We start from the raw sequence: 20,482 nt of genomic DNA on the forward strand, positions 1-20,482 counted from the left end.
AATTCTTGACAAAATAGAGTATAGTGCCAGCCGCTTGCTGTTGAGGTTTGCAGTACTCAACGTCAATTGGGAGGTATCTCATGACGAACCTGTATCGATTCGCGCTGGCCCTGTTCGCGGCAGTCGTACTGATGCCCGCAGCGCACGCCGCGAAATGCTGTCAACACGAAGAAATGGCCGGCAGGTGCTCCGCGTGCACCAGCCACAGATCCGGCTGCTGCGGAAAGGACGCGTGCAGTGCGCCGACCCAGTGGGCCGATCCCGCCAACGTGCACTGGGTGCACAAGGGCGTGTCGTTCGGTAACTACATGAAGATGGCCAAAGCGGAACCCCCCGCGGTTGCCGCCGCGCCGCCCAGCCTCGGGCCCATTTACTTCGATTTCGACAAGGCGCACCTGCGGCCCGAGAGCGTCGAGGTTTGCCACCAGCTTGCGGCGTACCTCAAGGCCCACCCCGGCCAATCAGTCACCATCGAAGGCAACTGCTGCGATATCGGCACAAACGCCTACAACAAGAAGCTGGTCGCGCGCCGCGCGCAGACCGTGAAGAAGTTCCTCGTCGAAAACGGCATTGCGGCAAAACGAATCAAGACGGTCAGCTACGGCGAGGAGCGCCCCAAACATGGAACGGACCGGCGCGAACTGAACCGCCGCGACGACTTCGTCGTCCACCTGCACGAAGCGCCGAAGTAACCCTTGACCCGACATAGCATGGCCCACGGGCCGTGATGTTGTGGCGCGGCCCTGGAATCGGGACCCGCGCCGCGCTACTTTTGCCGCATTATTTGCTTCGTACGACGATGCGAAAACCGTAGTCGCCGTAATGTCCGTCGGGGCCCATGCCGCCGCGATATGCCGAGCGGCACACCATCGAGTTGTTGTACCAGCTTCCGCCGCGCACGGTCCGCTGCGTTGAGCCCGAAACCACCCAGGCCGAGCCGTCCACCGGCGCGCCGTTGTACGTCGACTGGAACGTGTCCTGCACCCATTCCCACACGTTCCCGCTCATGTCGAACAGGTGCCACTCGTTGCCCTTTTTCAGACCGGCGGGATTCGTTTCGCCGCCGCTGTTCATTTGGAACCACGCGAAGCGATCGATCTTTTTGGTCTTGTTGTCTTCGCCCCAATAGAACCGCGTCATCGTGCCGGCGCGGCACGCATACTCCCATTCCGCTTCGCTTGGGAGCCGGAAGTGGCGCTTCGGATTGGCCGCATTCAATTCGTCGATGAAGTCCTGCGCGTCGTACCACGACACGTTGTCCACCGGCCGATCGTCCGCGTTCGGATAACCGGCCCCCTGGTGGAAAGACGGATTGAATCCCATCACATCCTTCCACTGCTTCTGCGTCACCTCGAACTTCGAAATCCAAAACCCTTTTGCGAACGTGACCGTGTGCGCGGGGTCCTCGCTCGGCAGGCTTCCGCTTTCGCCCAAGTGGCGCCCCATCGTGAACGCGCCGGCGGGACACCAGACAAACCGGATGCCCGCAAAGGTCTTTTGGTCTCCCGGTTCGGGTGGCGACGCCCCGGCTGACACTGCGATTAGACCGGAGACAATCGAGGCAATCAGACATGACACTTGCGATCTCATGGCGTTTCCCCCAAGAGCTTCGCATCGCGCCGCCGTGCACATGCCCCCGCAAACGCGGTCGGCAAATGCGATGTTCCCAACTATTCTCTTCCATTAGTTTATCACGCGATGGCGAACTTTGAGCGGTTTGTTTGACGAAAACATGCGCGCAATTGTCAGATTAAGACAGATGCCCGCCGCCGCCTTGCCGAGGGTAATGCGGTGCCGTTAGAATTTCCGCGGCTGACAAGCTTTGAGGGGTGATCGGTTTGCTGCGCGGATACTTGGTGTGCAAGAAGAACGGCGACGGGACGCGGCGCGTGCCGGTAGGCACGTCGATCACCCTGGGCCGTTCCGTCGAATGCGGGTGCGTGGTGGACGACGCGGCCGCCTCGCGGCGGCACGTGCGCATTTCGGTCGAAGGCGACCGCTTCCTCTGGAAAGACCTCAACAGCACGAACGGCACGCAACTCAACGGCACGCCCATGCTCGAAGGCGTGCTGAAGAACGGCGACAAACTCCAGATCGGCGAAACCGTCATCGGGTTCGAGATAGAAGAGTACGTTGAAGAGCAGGAAGAAGGGGGCGCGACGACCACCTTCACCGAGACCATCGCGAATTGGCAAAAGTCCGGCCCGCACGAACCCAAAGAGGAACGCTCCGAAAACCTCCTCCGCGCCGTGTATACGGTGATGAACGAGATTTCGTCGAACTACGAGCCGTGCCCCCTGCTCGATCACATTCTCAAGACGACAATGAAGGCGATCGACGCCCAGCGCGGCGCGATCGTCTTCGCGTCCGAAGAAGGCAAAGGGCTTGAACCATGCCCCATTTGCCGCAAGTATCACGTGATCGCGCGCGGCAAGGTGCAACATGTCGGCGAGCGCGACTTTCACATCAGCGAGACCGTCGCGCAGCGCGTCATCAAGAAAGGCGAGAGCCTGCTCTATCAGGACACGGACCGCGACAGCGAATTCAACGTCAGCGAAAGCATCCGCTCGCTCAAGCTGCGCTCGATCATTTGCGCGCCGCTGCGCGGCAAGTTCGGCATCTTCGGAATCCTCTACGTCGACAGTGACAGCCCGAGGCACCAGTACACGCACGAGGACATGCTGCTCAGCACCGCCGTCGGGAACAGCGCGGGCCTGGCGCTCGAGAACGCGCGCATGCACAGTCAGATTGTCGAGAAGCACCGGACCGATTCCGAAATCCAGCACGCGTGGCAAATTCAGCAGGGCTTCCTTATCAACGACTGGCCCAACGAGGACCCGCGTTTCCAGGTCTACGGCGACACGCGCCCCGCGAAAACGGTGGGCGGCGATTTCTACGACTTTGTGTGTCCCGACGAAAACCACGTGGGCATCCTCATCGGCGATGTCAGCGGCAAGGGCGTGCCCGCGGCGCTGACCATGGCGCAGTTGCTCGCCGAGTTCCGCTTGTGCGCGCGCGACTGTTTCTCGCCGTCGCGCGTGTTCACCGATCTCAACCGGACGATGTGCAAGCAGGGCGTGCGCGGCACGTTCTGCACGATGAGCTACGTCATCCTGAATCTGGAAAGCGGGCGCGTGCTGTGCGCCAGCGCGGGCCATCATCCCGCGATGGCGGTCGGCAAGGGCGATCTGCGCATCTTCGGGAACGCCACGGGCCCGCCGGTCGGAGTGATGCCGGACAATCCCTGGACCGATACCGACGCGAAATTGAAACTCGGTGAAACGCTGGTGCTGTACACCGATGGGATCGTCGAAGCGCGCGCGCCCCATACGCGCTCCGGGCGATCGCCGTTGCCCGACGAATTTGGCGCGGAAAACCTCGCGCGTGCCGCCGCCGGGCAATACGCCGCCACGCCGCGCGAGATGGTCGAAGCGATCAACAAGGAGGTCCGCGAGTACTGCGCCCCCGCCGCGCCGCACGACGACTGCACGATGATCGCCCTCAAATACCTCGTGGACCCGTCATGAAGCAGGACGATATACATATCGACCTGGTATCCGACCCGCGGCTGCTCGCGTCCGTGCGCGGGCTGGTGCGCACCTATCTCGTGAACGAAGGGTTTTCGAGCGAACGTGCGGGCGAAATCGTTTTGGCGGTCGACGAAGCGTGCACCAACGCGATGCGTCATTCGTATGGGGGAAAGGGCGAGGGACGGTTGCGACTGACCGTCCGCCTGCACGACGGCGCCATCGAGTTCATCCTGAAGGACCGGGGTGTGCCGGTCGCGCCTGAAAAGTGCGAGCGCAAAGAACTCGCCGCCCCCGCGCCCGACGCGCTGACCCCCGGCGGGCTGGGCGTTCAACTAATGTATTCGGTGTTCGACGATGTGAAGTTCAGTCCCGGCAAGAAAGCCGGCAACCGCGTGGTCATGCGAATCAAACGGCCCGACAAAGAAAAGTAGCACTAGCGAGGACCAGTCGATGGCGATGGAACTTTCGAAATCGGACAAAGACGGCACGTACACCATTTCGGTAACGGGCGAGATCGACTTGTACAGTTCGCCGGACTTGCGCAGCGCCATCACCAAAGCGATACCCGCCGCGGCCTCCGCGTTGCGCATCGATCTCAGCGCCGTCGAGTACATGGACAGCTCGGGCGTGGCGACGCTGGTCGAGGGGCTGCGCGCGTGCATGGAGCGCAGCGTGGCGTTCGTGCTGCACAAACCGTCGCAGCCCGTGCTCAAGGTGTTGCAGTTGTCGCGGCTCGACACGGTGTTTACGATCAAGTGACCCACACGCGGCGGGCGGACCTGTGGCGATCCGGTCGGGGGAATGAATGGACGCGCTGACCTACGTATTCGGCTTCACGGGGCGAGTCACACTCAACTCGCTCTACGCCGTCGCGCGTGTGTGCGTGCTGCTGTCGGACACCGCGAACTGGACCTTCTTCCAGCCCCTGCGGGGAAGGGGGATTCGGCTGCGCAGCGCCGTCGAACACTTCGTGCAATTCGGCGTCAATTCCCTTCCCATCGTCGGGCTCATCTGCTTCCTCATCGGCGGAATCATGGCGATGCAGTCCGTGTACCTGCTGCGCGCGTTCGGCGCCACGCAGTACGTCGCGAACCTTGTCGGCGTCATCGCCATCCGGGAACTCGCCCCCCTGATGACCGCGATCCTGCTCACGGGCCGAAGCGGCTCCGCGATCACGGCGGAAATCGGTACGATGAAAGTGTCGGAGGAAATCGACGCACTCGAGGTCATGGGTGTAAACCCGACCAAGCACCTCGTCGTCCCGAAGTTCCTCGCGATGTTGTTCGCGATTCCATGCCTGACGATGCTCGGCGCGCTCATCATGATTTTCGGCGGGTTCGCCGTCACCGTGTGGGTCGTCGGCATCGAACCGGACGTCTATATTCACAACACGATCAAATCGATTAAGATGCGCGATTTCGCGACCGGTATGTCGAAGAGTGTGTTCTTCGCGATCGTCATTTGTCTCGTCGGCGTCTACCGCGGTTTCCAGGTCGAAGGCGGCGCGGAAGGCGTGGGCCGTATGACCACTTCATCCGTGGTGACCTCGATTTTTCTGATAATCTTTGTTGACCTGATCTTCACATACTTGTTCTTCTTCTAATCGGACCCATGGGCCGCATGCGGCCCATGGCGCCGCGTGAGGCATATGAGCGAAAAGAACGGCCCCATCATCGAAGTGCGCGACCTCGTCGTGAAGTACGGCGATCGCACGGTGCTGGACAACATCAACTTCACCATCAACCGCGGCGAGATATTCGTCATCCTCGGGGGAAGCGGCTGCGGCAAGAGCACGCTCCTGCGCAATCTGGTTGGGCTTATGCGCCCGCATTCCGGGCAGATTCTGTTCAACGGCGAAGATATCGCCGCCATGTCGGATGCCGGACGCGTCGAGGTGCGCAAGAAGCTGGGCATGTGCTTCCAAGGTTCCGCGCTCTTCAATTCGATGAGCATCGGCGACAACGTCGCCCTGCCATTGCGCGAACACACCAAGCTCGAAGAATCGACGATCGAGATCATGACCAAAATCAAGCTGGAACTCGTCGGCCTCGGCCAGTTCGGCGATTACCTGCCATCCGAAATCAGCGGCGGGATGAAGAAGCGCGCGGGCCTCGCGCGCGCCATGGCGATGGACCCGGAAGTCATCTTCTACGACGAGCCCTCCGCGGGCCTCGATCCGATTGTCGCCGCGGGCCTCGACGCGCTGATCCGCAAGATGCAGAGCACGTTTAACCTCACGAGCGTGGTCGTGACCCACGAGATGGCCAGCGTGAGGCTCATCGCCGACCGCGTCTTGATGCTGCTCGCGGGCAAAGTCGTCGGCTATGGCAAACTCGACGATCTGCAACAGTCGGACCATCCCTTTGTCCGCCAGTTCTTCGATCGCCGGCCGGACGACGAATCCGACAACCGCGATGACTACATCCGCAGCCTGACCGGCAAGGAATCGTGAACCGTGCGGATTGGCGATACCCACCGGCACATGGTTTATACTCGCCCCTTTCGTACTGACTAAACGCTACGTTCATGCCCGCAAAAAAACATAACTTCACTGTCACCGAGATCAAGGCCGGGATCATGGTCATTGCCGCCGGTCTTGTGTTTGCGGGCTTTGCCGCCGCGATTGCGGGCTACTGGCCCGAGAAATCGCAGAATGTATATGTCTGCTTCTTCAAAGACACGCTCGGCCTGAATGTCGGGGCGGACGTGCGGTTTGGCGGGGTCAAGGTGGGCCGCGTGCGCTCCATCGCCCCGGACACGTCGCACACGCCCGCGCCATCGACCGGCGCCGCTCCCGGCGGGCAGGAGACGGAAGATGAGGCCGCGGCAATGATTCAGGCGCCAATCATCCGTGTCGAAGCCGCCGTCGAACCCGGCATCCCGATCAACGAACGAAGCATCGTCTTCATCGGCCAGACGACGCTCACGGCGGAGAAGCACCTCGAAATTACGACGGGCCTTCCGCAAACCCGTCTCCTCGCCGCGGGTGACGAGATTCCCGTCGGCATTGGCGGCGGCCTGTTCGATCAGATTGGTTCAATCGCCATGAGTGTCGAGTCGGCTATCGAAAGCGTGAAGGCGTTGTTGGGCGTTGAGCAGGCCATGATCGATTCTCCCGAGGGCAAGCTCGACACCACGCTCGTGACCATGCTGCGCGGTGTCGAACAAACCGTCCGCGAAAGCCAGGGGCTTGTCGGCGACGCGCGCAATATCATGGGCCAGTACCGCGGCGATATCGGCACGGTCATCAACGAAATCATCAAGATCGAGACCAACGCCAACGCGCTGGTCGCCGAAATCAACGGCCTTGTCGCGGAGAACCGGCCGGACATTCAGAGTGCCATTCAGCAGGTACCGGCGCTGCTCTCGCGCGTAGACGGTCTCGCAGGCGATCTGGAACTTATCGCGGCGGGACTGCAGCGCACCCTCGAAACGGCCGAAGGCGCCATCGAAAGCAATCGGCCCGCAATCGAGGAAACGATTCTCGATCTGCGCGACACCGTCGGTCATTTGAAGACCTTCTCGCGCAATCTGGCGGAGCAGCCGGAATCGGTATTGTGGGGCAAGAGCACGAAAGAACGCGGGGGCCAGAAGAAATGAGCAATCGGCGCATACTCGCCATCGCAGGCATGGCGCTGCTCGCGGGCTGCGTCGGCACGACGCCGCCGCGCCTGTACACGCTGAACATGGCCCCAAGCGGCGCAGCGGCGCCCAACGTCAACATCGAAGTCGCGCGTCTGCGCCCGCTGGACGCGCTTGGCGCCGGCGCGATTGTCGTCCGCCGCAGCGAACACGAACTCGACACGTATCCGCTCGATCATTGGGCCTCGAACCTCGGCGAAATGGCCTCGGCAAAACTGGCCGCCGAATTTGGCGATCCAATCCCGGACCGGCAGACGGTCTCCATCACCGGCGACGTGCTCGCGTTCGAGCAGGTGAACTCGACGGAAGGTACCGCGGCCGCGCGCGTCGCGGTTGCGCTCGAAATCCGCAAGAAGAGCGACAGCCGCTACGCCGAACCGTTGCTCGCGAAAACGTACGATGCGCAATTCCCGCTCGCGGAAGCGAGGCCGCCGGACCTCGTCGCAGCGCTCTCGCGCGGCGTCGAATCGATCGCGCAGAAGATCGTCGCCGATGTCAACGCGTTGGACCTGAGTGCCGCCACCGGCCCGTCGAAACACGAAGCGCTCCACACGCTCGATATGAAGCCCAGCGGGAAGGCCGCGGCGTCGATGAATGTCGACGTCACGCTGCTTCGCCGAAGCGAGGCGCTTGCGCGCAACAGCATCCTTATCCGGCCCACGGCGACCTCGGTCGAGTACTACGCCGCCGACCGTTGGGCCGCGAGCGTGTCCACGCTGGTTTCGGAAAAGCTCGAATCCGAATTCGGTGCGCCGGAAACCGGGCGCGAAACGGTGCAGGTCTCCGGGACTATCCTCGCGTTCGAGCGCGCCGACACGCCGGAAGGCGCGCAGGGGCACGCGAAATTGGATGTGACGTTGCAGTCCGGGCAGCAAGGCGCGGCGCGTCCGTTGCTCTGGAAGGTGTACGAAGCGTCGGCCCCGGCAGCGGACGACTCCGCGGGGGCCGTCGCACTCGCGCTGTCGCGCGCACTCGAGGATATTGCCGCGGCCATCGCCGATGACGCGGGCCGCATTCCTCCCGCGCCGGAAAAACCGGCCGCGCCACCGGTCAACCTGTATCGTCTGGACATGACGCCGTCCGGAAAGGCGCAGTGTAACTACAACGTCATGATCGACCGCATCCAACCGCATGACTCGCTCACGCGCTCGGACATCCTAATCGTGCGCGACAGCACGGTCGTCGATCGATTTCCGAACGACCGCTGGGCGTCGGGACTGGCGGAATTGGTTCCGGAAAAACTCGGCGCGGAATTCGGGCATCCCGTTGACGGTCGCGAGACGGTCCATGTGAGTGGAATAATCAGCGGGTTCGAACAGATCGAACGCGGCGACGGAAATCGCGCGGCGCTCGCCAAACTGGACCTGACGGTTCGGTGGGCGGGTATGGCTTCCGATGCCCCCGCGTTGCGCCACGTGTACGAGGCTATCACGCCGATCGACGGTGAAGGCGCGCACGCCGCGGTAAGGGCGCTGTCGCGCGCTGTCGAGGAAATCGCGGTACAAGCAGCGAACGACATCAACGGCTTGACGCCGCCGCCAAAGCCGGAGCAGTAAGCCGCCCCCCAACGCCCGGTGCGCATTGCGTGCGGCGCATGTGGTACCGTTAAGAGGAGGAGGGCGCCATGACCACCGCCGGCGGAAAACCTTCGGTTAACGCGGAACTTTACGTCGGAAACCGCTGCATGCTGCGCGTCGCAGGCGAACATTTCCTCGTAAAGATACTCGAAGTCGAGCGGGCCTTCATTCGCGTGACATTCCCCGGCAAGGATTATCCCATCGAAGGTCTGCACGTCCTGATCGAATTTCACGACGAGTCCGGATTCAACAGCTATCGCACGCACGTCGTTCAAGGGCCGGACAAGGCCGGCGGCGCGTTGGTGCTCGCACGGCCCGTCGAATCGCGCCGTACCAAGTATCGCGACTCGTGCCGCGTCCCCACCGACCTCACGGTCCACGTAAAGGACCAGGTACATGTCCGGCGGTATGACGCCGCGCTGGTGAACATTGGCGCAGGCGGCGCGCTCATCGTCACCCCCGCCCACTTCGATTTTGCGGCAACCATCGAGATGCAGCTTTCACTGCCCGGCGAACCGCAACTTTCGCTTATCGGGCAAATCGTCCACGCAACCGGCTCTCCACACACCTACCGATCGGAAGACAAGACGTATGGCGTTCGGTTCGTTTCAATCGAACCGGAAGCCGCGTCCTGCATTTCACGCTACGTGTGGAACCGGCTGCGCGAGATCTACTCCAGCACGTAGCCGCAGCGAAGCGGGGGGAAGGGCACATTTGTACAATTTGTGCCCTTGACCGGGCAAAAGCCACAATATATTGTATCTGGCCATGTGCAGTATACGCCCATGGCTACGCCCGGTCGCCGTTGGGATGGTGGCCCTCCTTGTTGCGGTACCTGTGTGCCTTGCGGCAGTCATCCGTGTCACCCTTGAAGATGGCGTCACCGTCGCGCTCCGGAACGGCCGGCTTATCCTCCTAGAGGTCCGCCCACCTGCAACTGGGGCAGAGGAGTTCTTCAAGAAGTACCTCAACCCTTCCGTGGACTGGAAAGCCTACGCTGAACGTGCGGGCGTGGCCGTGCGTTTCGCCGACCTGAACCCACAAACACAGCGCGCCGCATTGCTAGCCGTGTTCCCCGAGGACTACGTGGACGAGAAGGGCTGGCGTCACGTCGCCATCTCCGACGAGGGAGAGAAGGAGACACTCTGGGCCATTGCGGAGTGGCTGACGGGCGAAGGCACCAATCACGAAAAAATCGCGGCGCTCAACCCCGGCACGGAGAGTGGCGTGCTCGACGCGGGCCAGCAGGTGCTGATTCCGTTGGATATGTTGCTGGATGTGATGAAGGAACCGACGCCCGAACGGATGCCCGCGATCGAGGAAGGCGTCGGCGCCCCCGAAGAGCAGGTCGACCTCGGCGAAGTCGCCAAGGAACTCGTATTCAAAACGCGTGGACGGAAAGATTACGCCGTGTACCGCCTGAAACAAGGCGAGGCGCTCTACACGGCGGTTGTCGTGCGCTTCACGGACTTCCGGGAAAACGTCGACATCCTCGCCGCGTGCGACGTGATCCAGAAAGAAAGCGAAATCGTCGACGTGCACGACATGGACACCGGCTCCGAAATCTGGATTCCCGTCGAAATGCTCGCGGACCGGTTCAAACCGGAGAGTAACCCGGAGCGGCAGGAATACGAACAAATGCTCGCCGAGGCGGAGCGACTGCGCGGGCAGGTGCAGAGCAAGGACCTCGATGGCGTCGTCGTCATTCTCGATCCCGGCCATGGCGGCAGGGACCAGGGCACGCGCAACGTCAGTAACGGCTATACGATTTACGAAGACGAGGTCGCATACGACATAGTCTGCCGCGTCAAGCAAATCCTCGAAATGCAAACGCGGGCCAAAGTGTACGTGACAATGCTTGACCCGGACCAGCAGTATGCGCCGACCGACCTCGAAAAATTCGAGGACGACGAAGACGAACTCGTGCTGGTCACGCCAAACTACATTAACCACGACGCGAAAGTGTCCGCGAACCTGCGGTGGTACCTCGCCAATTCAATCTACCGAAAGGAAGTGAACGGCGGCGCGGATCCGCGCAAGGTGATTTTCACCAGCATCCATCTCGATGCGCTGTTCAACGGAAAACTGCGCGGCACGATGGTCTACATCCCCGGCGCCGCGCACCGGCGCGACAGCGAACGCGGCGGATCGATGGCGACCTACGGTCAGTACAAGGAAGTGCAGGAAGCGCCGGAAGCGAAATCCACCGCCGCCGAGCGCCGCCGAGACGAAGCGCTCTCGCGCAACTTCGCCGTCACCCTGCTCGAAGAACTCGGCAAGCAACGGATCAAGCGCCACAGCGTCGGCGACCCCATCCGCAATGTCATCCGCCAGTCCGGCGGAAAGCAGTACGTGCCGTCCGTGCTGCGGAACACGATTGTACCCACCAAGGTGCTCGTCGAATGCGCCAACCTCACCAACGAAACCGACAGCAAATGGGTCACCCAACCGTGGTGGCGCCAACGCTTCGCCGAAGCCTACGTCAACGCGCTAAAGGCGTATTATCGGTAGACTGCTGTCTGCCAGGAAAATGGTTCTCTCCTTGCACGTCGCTCACAATGCATGAGAACGAGATTACGATCCGCGCGATCCGTGGTCAGACTCTTGTGAGCGCTCGCCTGGGCGCCGCCTACCCGCCCCGCATCGCTTTGCGCTGTCGATCCAGAAACGTGGCGACAAACGGCGTCTGCGGATCGTGGAGTATCTCGTGCGGCGTGCCGATTTGGTGGCAGGTCCCGTCCTTGATCACCGCGATGCGATGCGCAAGCTCGATGGCCTCTTCCTGATCGTGCGTGACGTAGACCGCCGTGAGGCCGAGGCGCTTCTGCAATTCCGCAAGTTGGGCCCGCGTGGCGTAACGCAATTCCGCGTCGAGGTTGCTCAGCGGTTCGTCGAGCAGCAGGATGTCGGGCCGCACCGCGAGTGCGCGCGCAAGCGCGACACGTTGTTGCTGGCCCCCGCTGAGATCGGTGACGGGGCGCTTCTCGACGCCTTCAAGTTGCACCAGCCCGAGCGATTCCGCCACGCGCGGCCCGATTTCCGCCTTCGGCATTTTTCGCGCGCGCAAACCGAACGCAACGTTCTCGAACACCGTCATGTGTGGAAAGAGCGCGTAGCTTTGAAAAACCATCGCGGCGTTGCGCTTTTCCGGCGGCAACGCCGTTACGTCGCGATCGCCGAAGTACAATGCGCCGCTGTCCGGCGTTTCGAGTCCCGCGATGACGCGCAACGTCGTGGTCTTGCCGCAACCGCTCGGGCCGAGCAGCGCGAAGAATTCGCCCTGTTCGATCTCGACGGAAAAGCCGCGAATACCGCCGCCTTCCGGGTACAGCTTCGTTATCGCCTCGCAGCGGACGGCGCTCATTGCGCGCTGTAGACCTCCGCGTCCCAACGGTCGCACCATCGCTTCTCGTTTGCCGCGAAATCCTTCCAGTCGATGTTCATGGGATCGATGTCCAGCGCCGCGATCCAGTCCGGCAAGGTTTTCGGATCAATGTCGGTGCGCGCGGGGACTTTCGCGTAGGCGTGCGCCTGGTGCGCAAGGGATTCCGGCGTGGTGACGAATTCGTAAAACTTCTTCGCCCACTCGATGTGCGGCGCGCCCTTCACGATGGCGATCCCCTCGGTCAGCACCGGCGTTTGCGGCGGCACGACGCAGTCGAACGGGTACCCGTTTCGCTCGCGCTGCAACGCGATGTCCGGCATCAGCCACACGCTGATCAGGTCTTCCTGCTTCTTGACGTGATCGTAGAGCAACTGCGGATTCTCCATGTACGCCTCGCGCGATTCGTGGAGCTTCTTCAGCCACGCGATACCCTCGTCCTCGGATGCCGCGCGCAGGACCATCGCGCCGATGAACGTGCGCATCGTGCCGGAAGCGAGCGGTTTGCGAAACGTGATTTTTCCCTTCCACTCCGGTTTCAGCAGGTCGTCCCACGTTTGCGGCACGTCTTCCCTCTTATACTTTCGATTGTTGTAGAGAATGCCGAGCGGCGAACGAAACGTACCGTACCAGCGGTGCTCGGCGTCCTTATACGGTTCCGCAACCTGCTCCGCCCACGTGGGCGTGTACGCTTCCAACAGCCCTTCGTCCGCGGCCAGCATGAACTGCGTTGACGGCGCGCCCCACCACACGTCGCACTGCGGCCGGTTCCGCTCCGCCTTCACGCGGTTGTATACGTCCTGCGAACCCGCGTCAACCCATTGCACGTCGACATCCGGATGTGCCGCCTCAAATCTTGTTTCGTAATCCTTCAGCACATCGGGTCCGTGGGGACTGTAAACGACGACGGATTCTTTTGGAGAAGAGCAGCCGGCAATTGCGATTGCGGCGATCCCGGCAATCGCGCGGAGAATTTTGGATTTTGAATTTTGGATTTTGAATTGGAACAAGGCGCGGAGAGCGCCGAATTCAACCAATGCCGCGAGGCGCGTCATCGCGGAATTCCGTTTATGACGTTGCGGACCGAATCGAGCGACGCGTCGATTGGTATTGCGGGCGGGACCTTGCCATCGAGCGCGGCGAGGTCTTTGATGCCGGTGCCGGTGACAATGCAGCAAACGGAAGTATGCTCGTTGGCGCCCGGCAGGTGGGCCAACGCGGCTATCGAACACGCGCTGCACGGATCGCAGAGGACCCCCTCCGACTGCGCCAGCGCGATTTCAGCGGCAATGATTTCGTCGTCGTCGACCGCAAGGGCTGCGCCATTCGTCGTTCGGATTGCCGGGAGTACCGTGTGGCCGTCGAACAGGATATCGTCGGCGATGCCACCCGCGATCGTCCTGGGATTCGGCCACGGATCGCGCAGCGTATCGAGAAACGGCGTACCGTTGACGATCGCTTTCTTCAGTGGCGCGCATCCCGACGCCTGCACCCCCGCAAGTTTTGGCAGCGCATCAATCAGCCTGAGCCGTTTGAGGTCAAGCAATCCGCGCCAGACGCCGCCGAGCAGGCCGCCGCCGCCAACCGGCGCCACGATCCAGTCCGGAAATCTGCCGCCGGTCTGTTGATAAAGTTCATACGCAATGGTCTTCGCGCCTTCGACGTTGAACGGTTCGTGCATTCCCGAGGTCGAGAGGTGGTACCAGCCGAACTCGCGGCACGCGTCGACGCACAAATTGAACACGGCGCTTGCGGACGGCGACTGGACCTTGATGACCGTCGCACCGTACGCGGCCGCCTGCGCAATCTTCCCCTGCGCGGCCATGCCGTGCATAAATAGCACCGCCTTCATTCCCGCGCGCGCGGCGTACGCGGCGGTTGCGCACGCCACGTTTCCGGACGACACGACGGCAACCGTATCGAAACCAAGCGCGCGCGCATGGCTGATGCCGACGGAGACTTGACGATCTTTGAACGACCCGGTCGGATTGCCCGTTTCGTCTTTGAGGAGCACGCGGCCGAGACCGTGTGCAGCGCACAATCGCGGCGCGTCGATCAAAGGCGTGGCGCCTTCGTTCAGCGACACGACATCGTCCGCGTGTTCGATCGGGAGCAGATCGAAATACGTCCACATCGACGCGGGCGCGCGATGGAACACCGCGGGATAGGGCCGCGCCTCCACCTCGATCGCCATCGGTTCGCCGCACGCGGCACAGGTCGTCGCGCGCATGGCGCCGGGCGCCCGTTCGCCGCAGCCGTAACAAACAAAACCGAACGATGTGGGTGTGGTAACCGCCATGACGGCCCATTGTGGCAAATGCGCCGTGCGCGATGAAAGTCCCCGGTCCGTTTCCAGACGTATTGCGCGAAACTTGCGCCTGTGCTAGCGTTTTTGAAGGGACGAACCGTGCGCGGCGGGAACGAGGGCTTGCCGCGCGCGGAGTAGTGGTGTACGCAGTTGGTGGAGGTTCGTGCAGTGAAACTGTCGGATGCGGAACGCAAATTCTACGAGGACGAGGGCTATCTGCTGGTCAAAGGCGTGCTGACGCCGGAGGAGGTCGAACGGTACAAGGGCCGCGCGCGCGAGTTAGCCACGGGCGCGATTCCGCCCGGCGCGGAAAAAATGCTTGTGCGCGACGTGCGCGTCGCAAAAGGCGAAGTGCAGGTGGACGATCCCGAAAAAGGATTGTGGAAACTCCTCCAGCCCGATTGGTACGACAGCGTGTTCGAACCGTATCCAGCGACTCCCGCGCTGCTCGACGTCGTGGAAAGTCTGATCGGGCCCGATATCAAGGCCTTTCTTACGATGATGATCTACAAACCGCCCGGCGTGCACGCGGACCATCCGTTCCACCAGGATTCGTTCTACTTCGCCTTCGGCCCGCACGATCAGATTCTCGGATCGTGGATTGCGCTCGACAAGACCGACGTCGAGAACGGCACGCTCGTCGTGCTGCCGCGCTCGCACAGACTCGATCTGATCGATCACGACACGCCGCGCGGCGATCTCGTGAACTTCGGCGTGTTCGGCGCGCACGGCTACGAAGGACCGCAATCCGGAGAGGTAGTGCTCGATCTCGAACCGGGCGACGGCGCATTCTTCCACTCGCGCCTGCTGCACCGCACGGGACCGAACCTGAGCACGCGTCATCGCCGTGTGTTGACCGTCCACTTCGCCAGCGCGAAGTGCAGGACCGAAGGAGGCGTGCTGCCGCAACTGAAATTCCGGCTTGTCCGCGGACAGGAATACGCGGGCTGCATTTGAGTTTCATGAAGACAACACTTAACCGTTAGAGCAATTCAAGTTTGAGCACGCCGTCCTTTCCGTGCTCCTGCTCGTGAGTCGTCATCGTACTCGCACTCGATATACGAAAAGATCGAGCACGATGGCGAGCAAGAGCACGAGCACACGGTGCAGCCAGCCTTGAAGCGTTCTGGTTTGATTTTTGTGTCGCGCACGCCCAGACTCGTCGGGGGTGCGTTCATTTCTTCTGGGAGACTCAATTTGCCCTCAACACTCACTTGGGACCATCGCCGCTGGCGCTGGCAAATCCTCATAGCCACCTATTTCGGATACGCCGGCTACTATCTGACGCGCAAGACGTACAACATCTGCATGAAAACGATGGCCGACGAGTTCGATTGGAACCTGCAAGACGCCGGGCGTATCTGGACTGCGTTCCTACTCGCTTACATGCTTGGCCAGTTTTTGAACAGCTACTTGGGCCGAAAGTGGGGTCCGCGCGCGCTACTGCTCGGCGGGTTGGGGCTGTCGATTGCAATCAATCTGGTTTTCGGCTTCTCGAACTCGTACTACACCTTCATGACGTTCATGTTCTTCAATGGCCTTGCGCAGGCCAGCGGCTGGCCCGCGTGCGTCGGTGGTGTCGCGGAATGGCTTCGCCCGACGGAACGCGGGACGATTATGGGGTTTTGGTCCACGAGCTACCTCATCGGCAACATGCTGGTGAAATTCGTCGGCGGATTCTTGTTGGGGAGTTACGGCTGGCGCTGGTCGTTTTTTGGCCTCACGCTACTCGGCGCGTTGGTCTGGCTCGTCATTCTCCTTTTTCAGCGAAACCGCCCCGAAGACGTCGGCCTTGCGCCAATAGTCGAGAAGCAAGAAGAGGACTACCGGGCCATTCGTGCATCGCAGGACATTCATCTAACAACGCGGCAGTACTTCGAGTTGGCCCTGAATCCGGTCGTGTTGACGATGGGCGTGAGCTACTTTTGCATCAAGTTTCTGCGCTATGCTCTCGATTCTTGGCTGCCCACGTTTCTGCAAATCCAAGAGATGAGTGCGGACAGCGCGAGCTACTATTCTTCCATTTTCGACTGGGCGGGGCTTGGTGGAGCGATTGTCGCGGGTTTCGTCCTGGATCGCGTATATCGCGGCAATTGGGCAGCGCTCTGTTTCACGATGGGGCTGGGAATGATCGCATCGTATCTCGCCGTGATCTACCTCGGCACAACGCCCGTCGCAATCGCCTGGTGCTTCGGGGCGGTCGGTTTTATGGTGTACGGCCCGGACACCCTCTTGTGCGGCGCGGCGTCGGTCGCCGTTGCCGGCGAGCGCAACGGCGTCGCCATTGCCGGCCTTGTAAACGGCATCGCAAGCATCGGCCCCATCATTCAAATGGAAGCGATCGGGTGGTTGATGCGGGGCGACGAACTCACCGGCATACGCAATACGAACCTGCTCACTTTGGCCATGAGCGTGACCTTTACACTGCTCATGATTGTGATGATGTGGCGGCTTCACATAACGCACGCCGGCCATCGCCGCAGCGATGCAGCCAACTCCGGGAGCGCGTGAAGCGAAAATGAATTGGGACCGCAACCTTCCCGGCTGGAAAGACAAAGTCCTTTTCACCCCCGGGCCTCTGACCACCAGCCGCACCGTGAAACAAGCCATGCTGCGCGATCTCGGTTCGCGCGATTTCGAGTTCATTTCGACGGTGAAGGACATCCGCGCGCGCCTCGTCGCGATGACCGGCGCGCCCCACGAGTTCGAGGCCGTGCTGATGCAGGGCAGCGGAACGTTCTCTGTCGAGGCCGTGCTGTCGTCCTGCGTGCCGCCGGACGGAAAAGTGCTCGCGATCGTAAATGGCGCGTATGGTAGGCGGATCGTGCAGATACTGCGCGTGTTGAAGATCGAGCATACCGTCGTCGAAAGCGCGGAAGACCAGTTCCCGGACCTCGCCATCGTCGAGCACGCGTTGCAGCACGACAAACGCATCGATTTCGTTGCGGTCGTTCACTGCGAGACCACGACGGGGATTGTCAATCCCATCGAGAGAATTGGCGCGTTGGCGCGCGCGGCAGGCGCGAAATACTTTGTCGACGCGATGAGCAGCTTCGGCGCGGTGCCGATCGATTTCAATGCGGCGCACGTCGATTATCTGGTTTCCTCCGCGAACAAATGCATCGAAGGCGTACCCGGATTTGGATTTGTCCTCGCCCGGCGCGATGCGCTGGCCGCGGCGGAAGGGTCCGCGCGCAGCCTCAGTCTCGACGTACACGCGCAGTGGAAGGGCCTCGAGCGCGACGGGCAGTTCCGCTTCACCCCACCGACGCACGCGCTGCTCGCGTTTCGACAGGCCCTCGTCGAACTCGAACAGGAGGGCGGTGTCGAAGGCCGCGCCGCCCGGTACCGCAACAACTACGAGACGCTCGTCAACGGCATGCGCGCGCTCGGTTTCCAGGAATACCTGCCCAAGGACCGGCAAGGCTACATCATCACGTCGTTCCGATATCCGAACGACAAGAAGTTTTCGTTCGAGGCCTTCTACAGCGCGCTGAACGCGAAGGGCTATGTCATCTATCCCGGCAAAGTCAGCAACGCGGACTGCTTCCGCATCGGCAACATTGGGCGCATCTTCGAGCCGGACGTTCGTGATCTGCTTCGCGCCGTCGCGGAGACCGTGCGCGACATGGGCGTGCGTCCATGAGCGCGTCTTTTCGGATTGCTGCAACGCTCTGCGGGTGCTGGCTGGGCGCGAGCGCAATCGCGGTCACCCCGGAAGAAGCCGCATCGGGCCTTCGCAAAGCGGCCGCGTTCTTTCGCGAGACGGTCTCGGTACACGGCGGGTACCTGTGGCGCTACAGCGCCGATTTGTCCAAACGCGAAGGCGAAGGCAAGGCGACGCCAACACAGGCTTGGGTGCAGCCGCCGGGAACGCCCTTCGTCGGTGAAGCGTTTCTCGATGCCTACGCGGCGACGGGCGACACATACTATCTCGACGCCGCAAAGGAAACGGCGACGGCGCTCGTGCGCGGACAACTCGAATCCGGCGGCTGGGACTACAAGATCGAGTTCGATCCCGCGCGGCGCAACGGGTACGCCTATCGCGCAGACGGCGGCAGCGGCAAAGCCAACACCAGCACCCTCGATGACGACACTACGCAGTCCGCGCTGCGTTTTCTTATTCAAGTGCATGTCGCGCTCGGAAAGACGGACGACGCAATCGGTGAAGCGGTTACATACGCGCTCGACAAGCTCCTCGCGGCGCAATATCCCAACGGCGCGTGGCCGCAACGCTTTTCCGCGCCGCCCGATCCCGCGAAGTATCCCGTGCTCAAAGCCAACTATCCCGAATCGTGGCAACGCGAGTGGACGGCGCGCGATTACCGGGGCGACTATACCTTCAATGACGGCGTAATCGCGGACATGATCGGTGTGATGCTGTTCGCGCACAACGAGTACGGCGAACAACGCTTCCGCGACGCGGCGTTGCGCGCCGGCGATTTCATATTGCTCGCGCAGATGCCGGACCCGCAGCCCGGCTGGGCGCAACAGTATGACGCCGACATGCACCCCGCGTGGGCGCGCAAGTTCGAGCCCCCGGCGGTCTGCGGCGGCGAATCGCAGGGCGCCATGCGCACGTTAATCGAGCTGTTCGACGCAACGGGCGAGAAACGGTTCCTGCTGCCCATCCCGCGCGCGCTCGTATATTACCGATCGTCTCTCTTGCCCGATGGACGCCTCGCGCGGTTCTACGAACTCCGGACAAACAAACCGCTGTATTTCACGAAAGACTACAAACTCACGTATTCCAGCGACGACATGCCAACGCACTATGGATTCATCGTTGGATCGGGGCTGGATGGCGTTCAGGCGGAGTACGACCGCGCGAACGCGGAAGGCCCGAAGCCCAAACGCGCTCGAGAAGAGATTAAGCAACCCGATCCGGCGCGCGTGGAAGAGGTCTTGAAAGCGATGGACCCCCGCGGCGCCTGGGTGGAAAAAGGAAAGCTGAGTTACCAGGGCGACGACGATGTGACGCCGGAGATAATCTCCTGCGCAACATTCGCCGCAAACGCGCGTATCTTGGCCCGGTACATCGCGGGAAGTAAGCGCTAGTGTAGTGAGCCATATTTAATGCCGCTTAAAAAACCGGAGTCGAGCGAAAAACGGGGACTGACGCGCTTTTCGGCAGTTTGAAAAGCATGTCTGTCCCCGTTTTTCCCCATCGTCGCCGCCCCCAAAAATAGGAAATCGGAATGACATTTACGAACGGCACGCCAACTGTCAGAGCGGCCATCTTCGATTGGGCGGGCACGACCGTGGACTTCGGTTGCTGCGCGCCCGCCGCCGTGTTCCTGGAAGTCTTCAACCGGCGCGGCATCGACGTCACGATCGAACAGGCGCGCGGCCCAATGGGCATGCACAAACGCGACCACATCCGTATCCTCGCGCAACTCGATCCAGTTGCCGAACAGTGGCGCTCAAAATACGGGAGCCGCCCGTCGGAAGAAGACGTCGAATCGATGTTCGCCGAATTCGTGCCGTTGCAGGTGGACGCCATCGCGCGTCACGCGGACGTTATCCCGGGCGCCATCGAAACCATCGCAACGCTGCGCGCGCGCGGCATCGCGATCGGCAGCACCACCGGATACAACGCGGAGATGATGGCCGTACTTACGCCGCTCGCGGCGCAGTCGGGCTACGCGCCGGACTGCATGGTCTGCGTCAGCGACGTGAAAGAAGGCCGCCCCGCGCCCGATATGGCCCTCGAAGCCATGAAACGTCTCGGCATCGACGACCCCGCGCTCTGCGTAAAAGTGGGGGACACCGTCGCCGACATCAAGGAAGGCCTCAACGCGAAGATGTGGAGCATCGGTGTCGTCGATCACGGCAACGAAGTCGGCCTCTCCCGCGCCGAGTTCGACGCGCTTTCGCCGCACGAAATCGCCGCCCGAAAGAAAACAGCCCTACGCCGCCTCGTCGACGCCGGCGCGCACTACGTCGCGAGCACGATCGCCGATGTCCCCATCTGCATCGATACCATCAACAAGCGCCTCGCCACCGGCGAACGGCCGTAAGCGAGGCCCGCATTCCGGGAGTG

The 20,482-nt window shown here is 61.8% G+C and carries 19 protein-coding genes; 15 read left to right on the forward strand and 4 right to left on the reverse strand.

What is annotated here, in order from left to right; genetic code table 11:
• The first annotated feature begins 80 nt into the window (after nt 1–80).
• Complete coding sequence (locus HUU46_08710; protein NUM53710.1) at nt 81–692, forward strand: OmpA family protein; 612 nt, start codon at nt 81–83, stop codon at nt 690–692.
• Between the two features lie 88 nt (nt 693–780).
• On the opposite strand, the gene HUU46_08715 is transcribed toward HUU46_08710, so the two are convergent.
• Nucleotides 781–1,590, reverse strand: coding sequence for a formylglycine-generating enzyme family protein (locus tag HUU46_08715; protein NUM53711.1), 810 nt, complete (start codon nt 1,588–1,590; stop codon nt 781–783).
• Between the two features lie 248 nt (nt 1,591–1,838).
• Between HUU46_08715 and HUU46_08720 the strand changes: the two genes are divergently transcribed.
• The 9 genes from HUU46_08720 to HUU46_08760 all read left to right on the forward strand — a co-directional run bounded on the left by HUU46_08720 (nt 1,839) and on the right by HUU46_08760 (nt 11,260).
• Nucleotides 1,839–3,527, forward strand: coding sequence for a SpoIIE family protein phosphatase (locus tag HUU46_08720; GenBank protein NUM53712.1), 1,689 nt, complete (start codon nt 1,839–1,841; stop codon nt 3,525–3,527).
• The gene (locus tag HUU46_08725; GenBank protein ID NUM53713.1) at nt 3,524–3,961 is read left to right on the forward strand and encodes an ATP-binding protein; all 438 of its coding nucleotides are present in this window, start codon (nt 3,524–3,526) and stop codon (nt 3,959–3,961) included. The genes HUU46_08720 and HUU46_08725 overlap by 4 nt, the downstream gene beginning before the upstream one ends.
• Nucleotides 3,962–3,986: 25 nt before the next feature.
• Nucleotides 3,987–4,289 carry an STAS domain-containing protein gene (locus HUU46_08730; protein ID NUM53714.1) on the forward strand — a complete coding sequence of 101 codons (303 nt, stop codon included), beginning with the start codon at nt 3,987–3,989 and terminating at the stop codon, nt 4,287–4,289.
• 46 nt (nt 4,290–4,335) lie between these two features.
• Complete coding sequence (locus tag HUU46_08735; protein ID NUM53715.1) at nt 4,336–5,133, forward strand: ABC transporter permease; 798 nt, start codon at nt 4,336–4,338, stop codon at nt 5,131–5,133.
• A 45-nt stretch (nt 5,134–5,178) separates the two neighbouring features.
• Entirely contained in the window at nt 5,179–5,982 is an 804-nt protein-coding gene (locus tag HUU46_08740) for an ABC transporter ATP-binding protein (GenBank protein ID NUM53716.1), read from the forward strand.
• Between the two features lie 74 nt (nt 5,983–6,056).
• On the forward strand, nt 6,057–7,130 hold the full coding sequence (locus tag HUU46_08745; GenBank protein NUM53717.1) for an MCE family protein: 1,074 nt from the start codon (nt 6,057–6,059) through the stop codon (nt 7,128–7,130).
• Nucleotides 7,127–8,728, forward strand: a complete 1,602-nt coding sequence (locus tag HUU46_08750; protein ID NUM53718.1) for a membrane integrity-associated transporter subunit PqiC — start codon at nt 7,127–7,129, stop codon at nt 8,726–8,728. Before HUU46_08745 ends, HUU46_08750 begins: the two co-directional genes overlap by 4 nt.
• A gap of 68 nt (nt 8,729–8,796) precedes the next feature.
• Nucleotides 8,797–9,435, forward strand: a complete 639-nt coding sequence (locus HUU46_08755; GenBank protein NUM53719.1) for a PilZ domain-containing protein — start codon at nt 8,797–8,799, stop codon at nt 9,433–9,435.
• A gap of 124 nt (nt 9,436–9,559) precedes the next feature.
• Nucleotides 9,560–11,260 (forward strand): N-acetylmuramoyl-L-alanine amidase, encoded by a 1,701-nt coding sequence (locus tag HUU46_08760; GenBank protein ID NUM53720.1) that lies wholly within the window; start codon nt 9,560–9,562, stop codon nt 11,258–11,260.
• A gap of 118 nt (nt 11,261–11,378) precedes the next feature.
• On the opposite strand, the gene HUU46_08765 is transcribed toward HUU46_08760, so the two are convergent.
• The 3 genes from HUU46_08765 to HUU46_08775 are packed head-to-tail and all read right to left on the reverse strand — an operon-like array spanning nt 11,379 to nt 14,430.
• Nucleotides 11,379–12,113: an ABC transporter ATP-binding protein gene (locus HUU46_08765; GenBank protein ID NUM53721.1), complete on the reverse strand. Its 735-nt coding sequence runs from the start codon at nt 12,111–12,113 to the stop codon at nt 11,379–11,381.
• Nucleotides 12,110–13,186 (reverse strand): extracellular solute-binding protein, encoded by a 1,077-nt coding sequence (locus HUU46_08770; GenBank protein ID NUM53722.1) that lies wholly within the window; start codon nt 13,184–13,186, stop codon nt 12,110–12,112. The genes HUU46_08765 and HUU46_08770 overlap by 4 nt, the downstream gene beginning before the upstream one ends.
• Nucleotides 13,183–14,430: a pyridoxal-phosphate dependent enzyme gene (locus tag HUU46_08775; protein ID NUM53723.1), complete on the reverse strand. Its 1,248-nt coding sequence runs from the start codon at nt 14,428–14,430 to the stop codon at nt 13,183–13,185. The genes HUU46_08770 and HUU46_08775 overlap by 4 nt, the downstream gene beginning before the upstream one ends.
• 177 nt (nt 14,431–14,607) lie before the next feature.
• Here HUU46_08775 and HUU46_08780 point away from each other — a divergent pair, with 177 nt between their 5' ends.
• The 5 genes from HUU46_08780 to HUU46_08800 all read left to right on the forward strand — a co-directional run bounded on the left by HUU46_08780 (nt 14,608) and on the right by HUU46_08800 (nt 20,459).
• A complete protein-coding gene (locus tag HUU46_08780; protein NUM53724.1) occupies nt 14,608–15,396 on the forward strand; it encodes a phytanoyl-CoA dioxygenase family protein in 789 nt (262 codons plus the stop codon).
• A 240-nt stretch (nt 15,397–15,636) separates the two neighbouring features.
• Nucleotides 15,637–16,950 carry an MFS transporter gene (locus HUU46_08785; protein NUM53725.1) on the forward strand — a complete coding sequence of 438 codons (1,314 nt, stop codon included), beginning with the start codon at nt 15,637–15,639 and terminating at the stop codon, nt 16,948–16,950.
• Between the two features lie 7 nt (nt 16,951–16,957).
• Nucleotides 16,958–18,085, forward strand: coding sequence for a 2-aminoethylphosphonate--pyruvate transaminase (locus HUU46_08790; GenBank protein ID NUM53726.1), 1,128 nt, complete (start codon nt 16,958–16,960; stop codon nt 18,083–18,085).
• Nucleotides 18,082–19,497, forward strand: coding sequence for a polysaccharide lyase (locus HUU46_08795; protein ID NUM53727.1), 1,416 nt, complete (start codon nt 18,082–18,084; stop codon nt 19,495–19,497). The genes HUU46_08790 and HUU46_08795 overlap by 4 nt, the downstream gene beginning before the upstream one ends.
• A 140-nt stretch (nt 19,498–19,637) precedes the next feature.
• Complete coding sequence (locus HUU46_08800) at nt 19,638–20,459, forward strand: phosphonoacetaldehyde hydrolase (protein NUM53728.1); 822 nt, start codon at nt 19,638–19,640, stop codon at nt 20,457–20,459.
• Nucleotides 20,460–20,482 lie beyond the last annotated feature (23 nt).

It is taken from the genome of Candidatus Hydrogenedentota bacterium (genome assembly GCA_013359265.1).
In the GTDB taxonomy this organism is placed as follows: domain Bacteria; phylum Hydrogenedentota; class Hydrogenedentia; order Hydrogenedentales; family SLHB01; genus JABWCD01.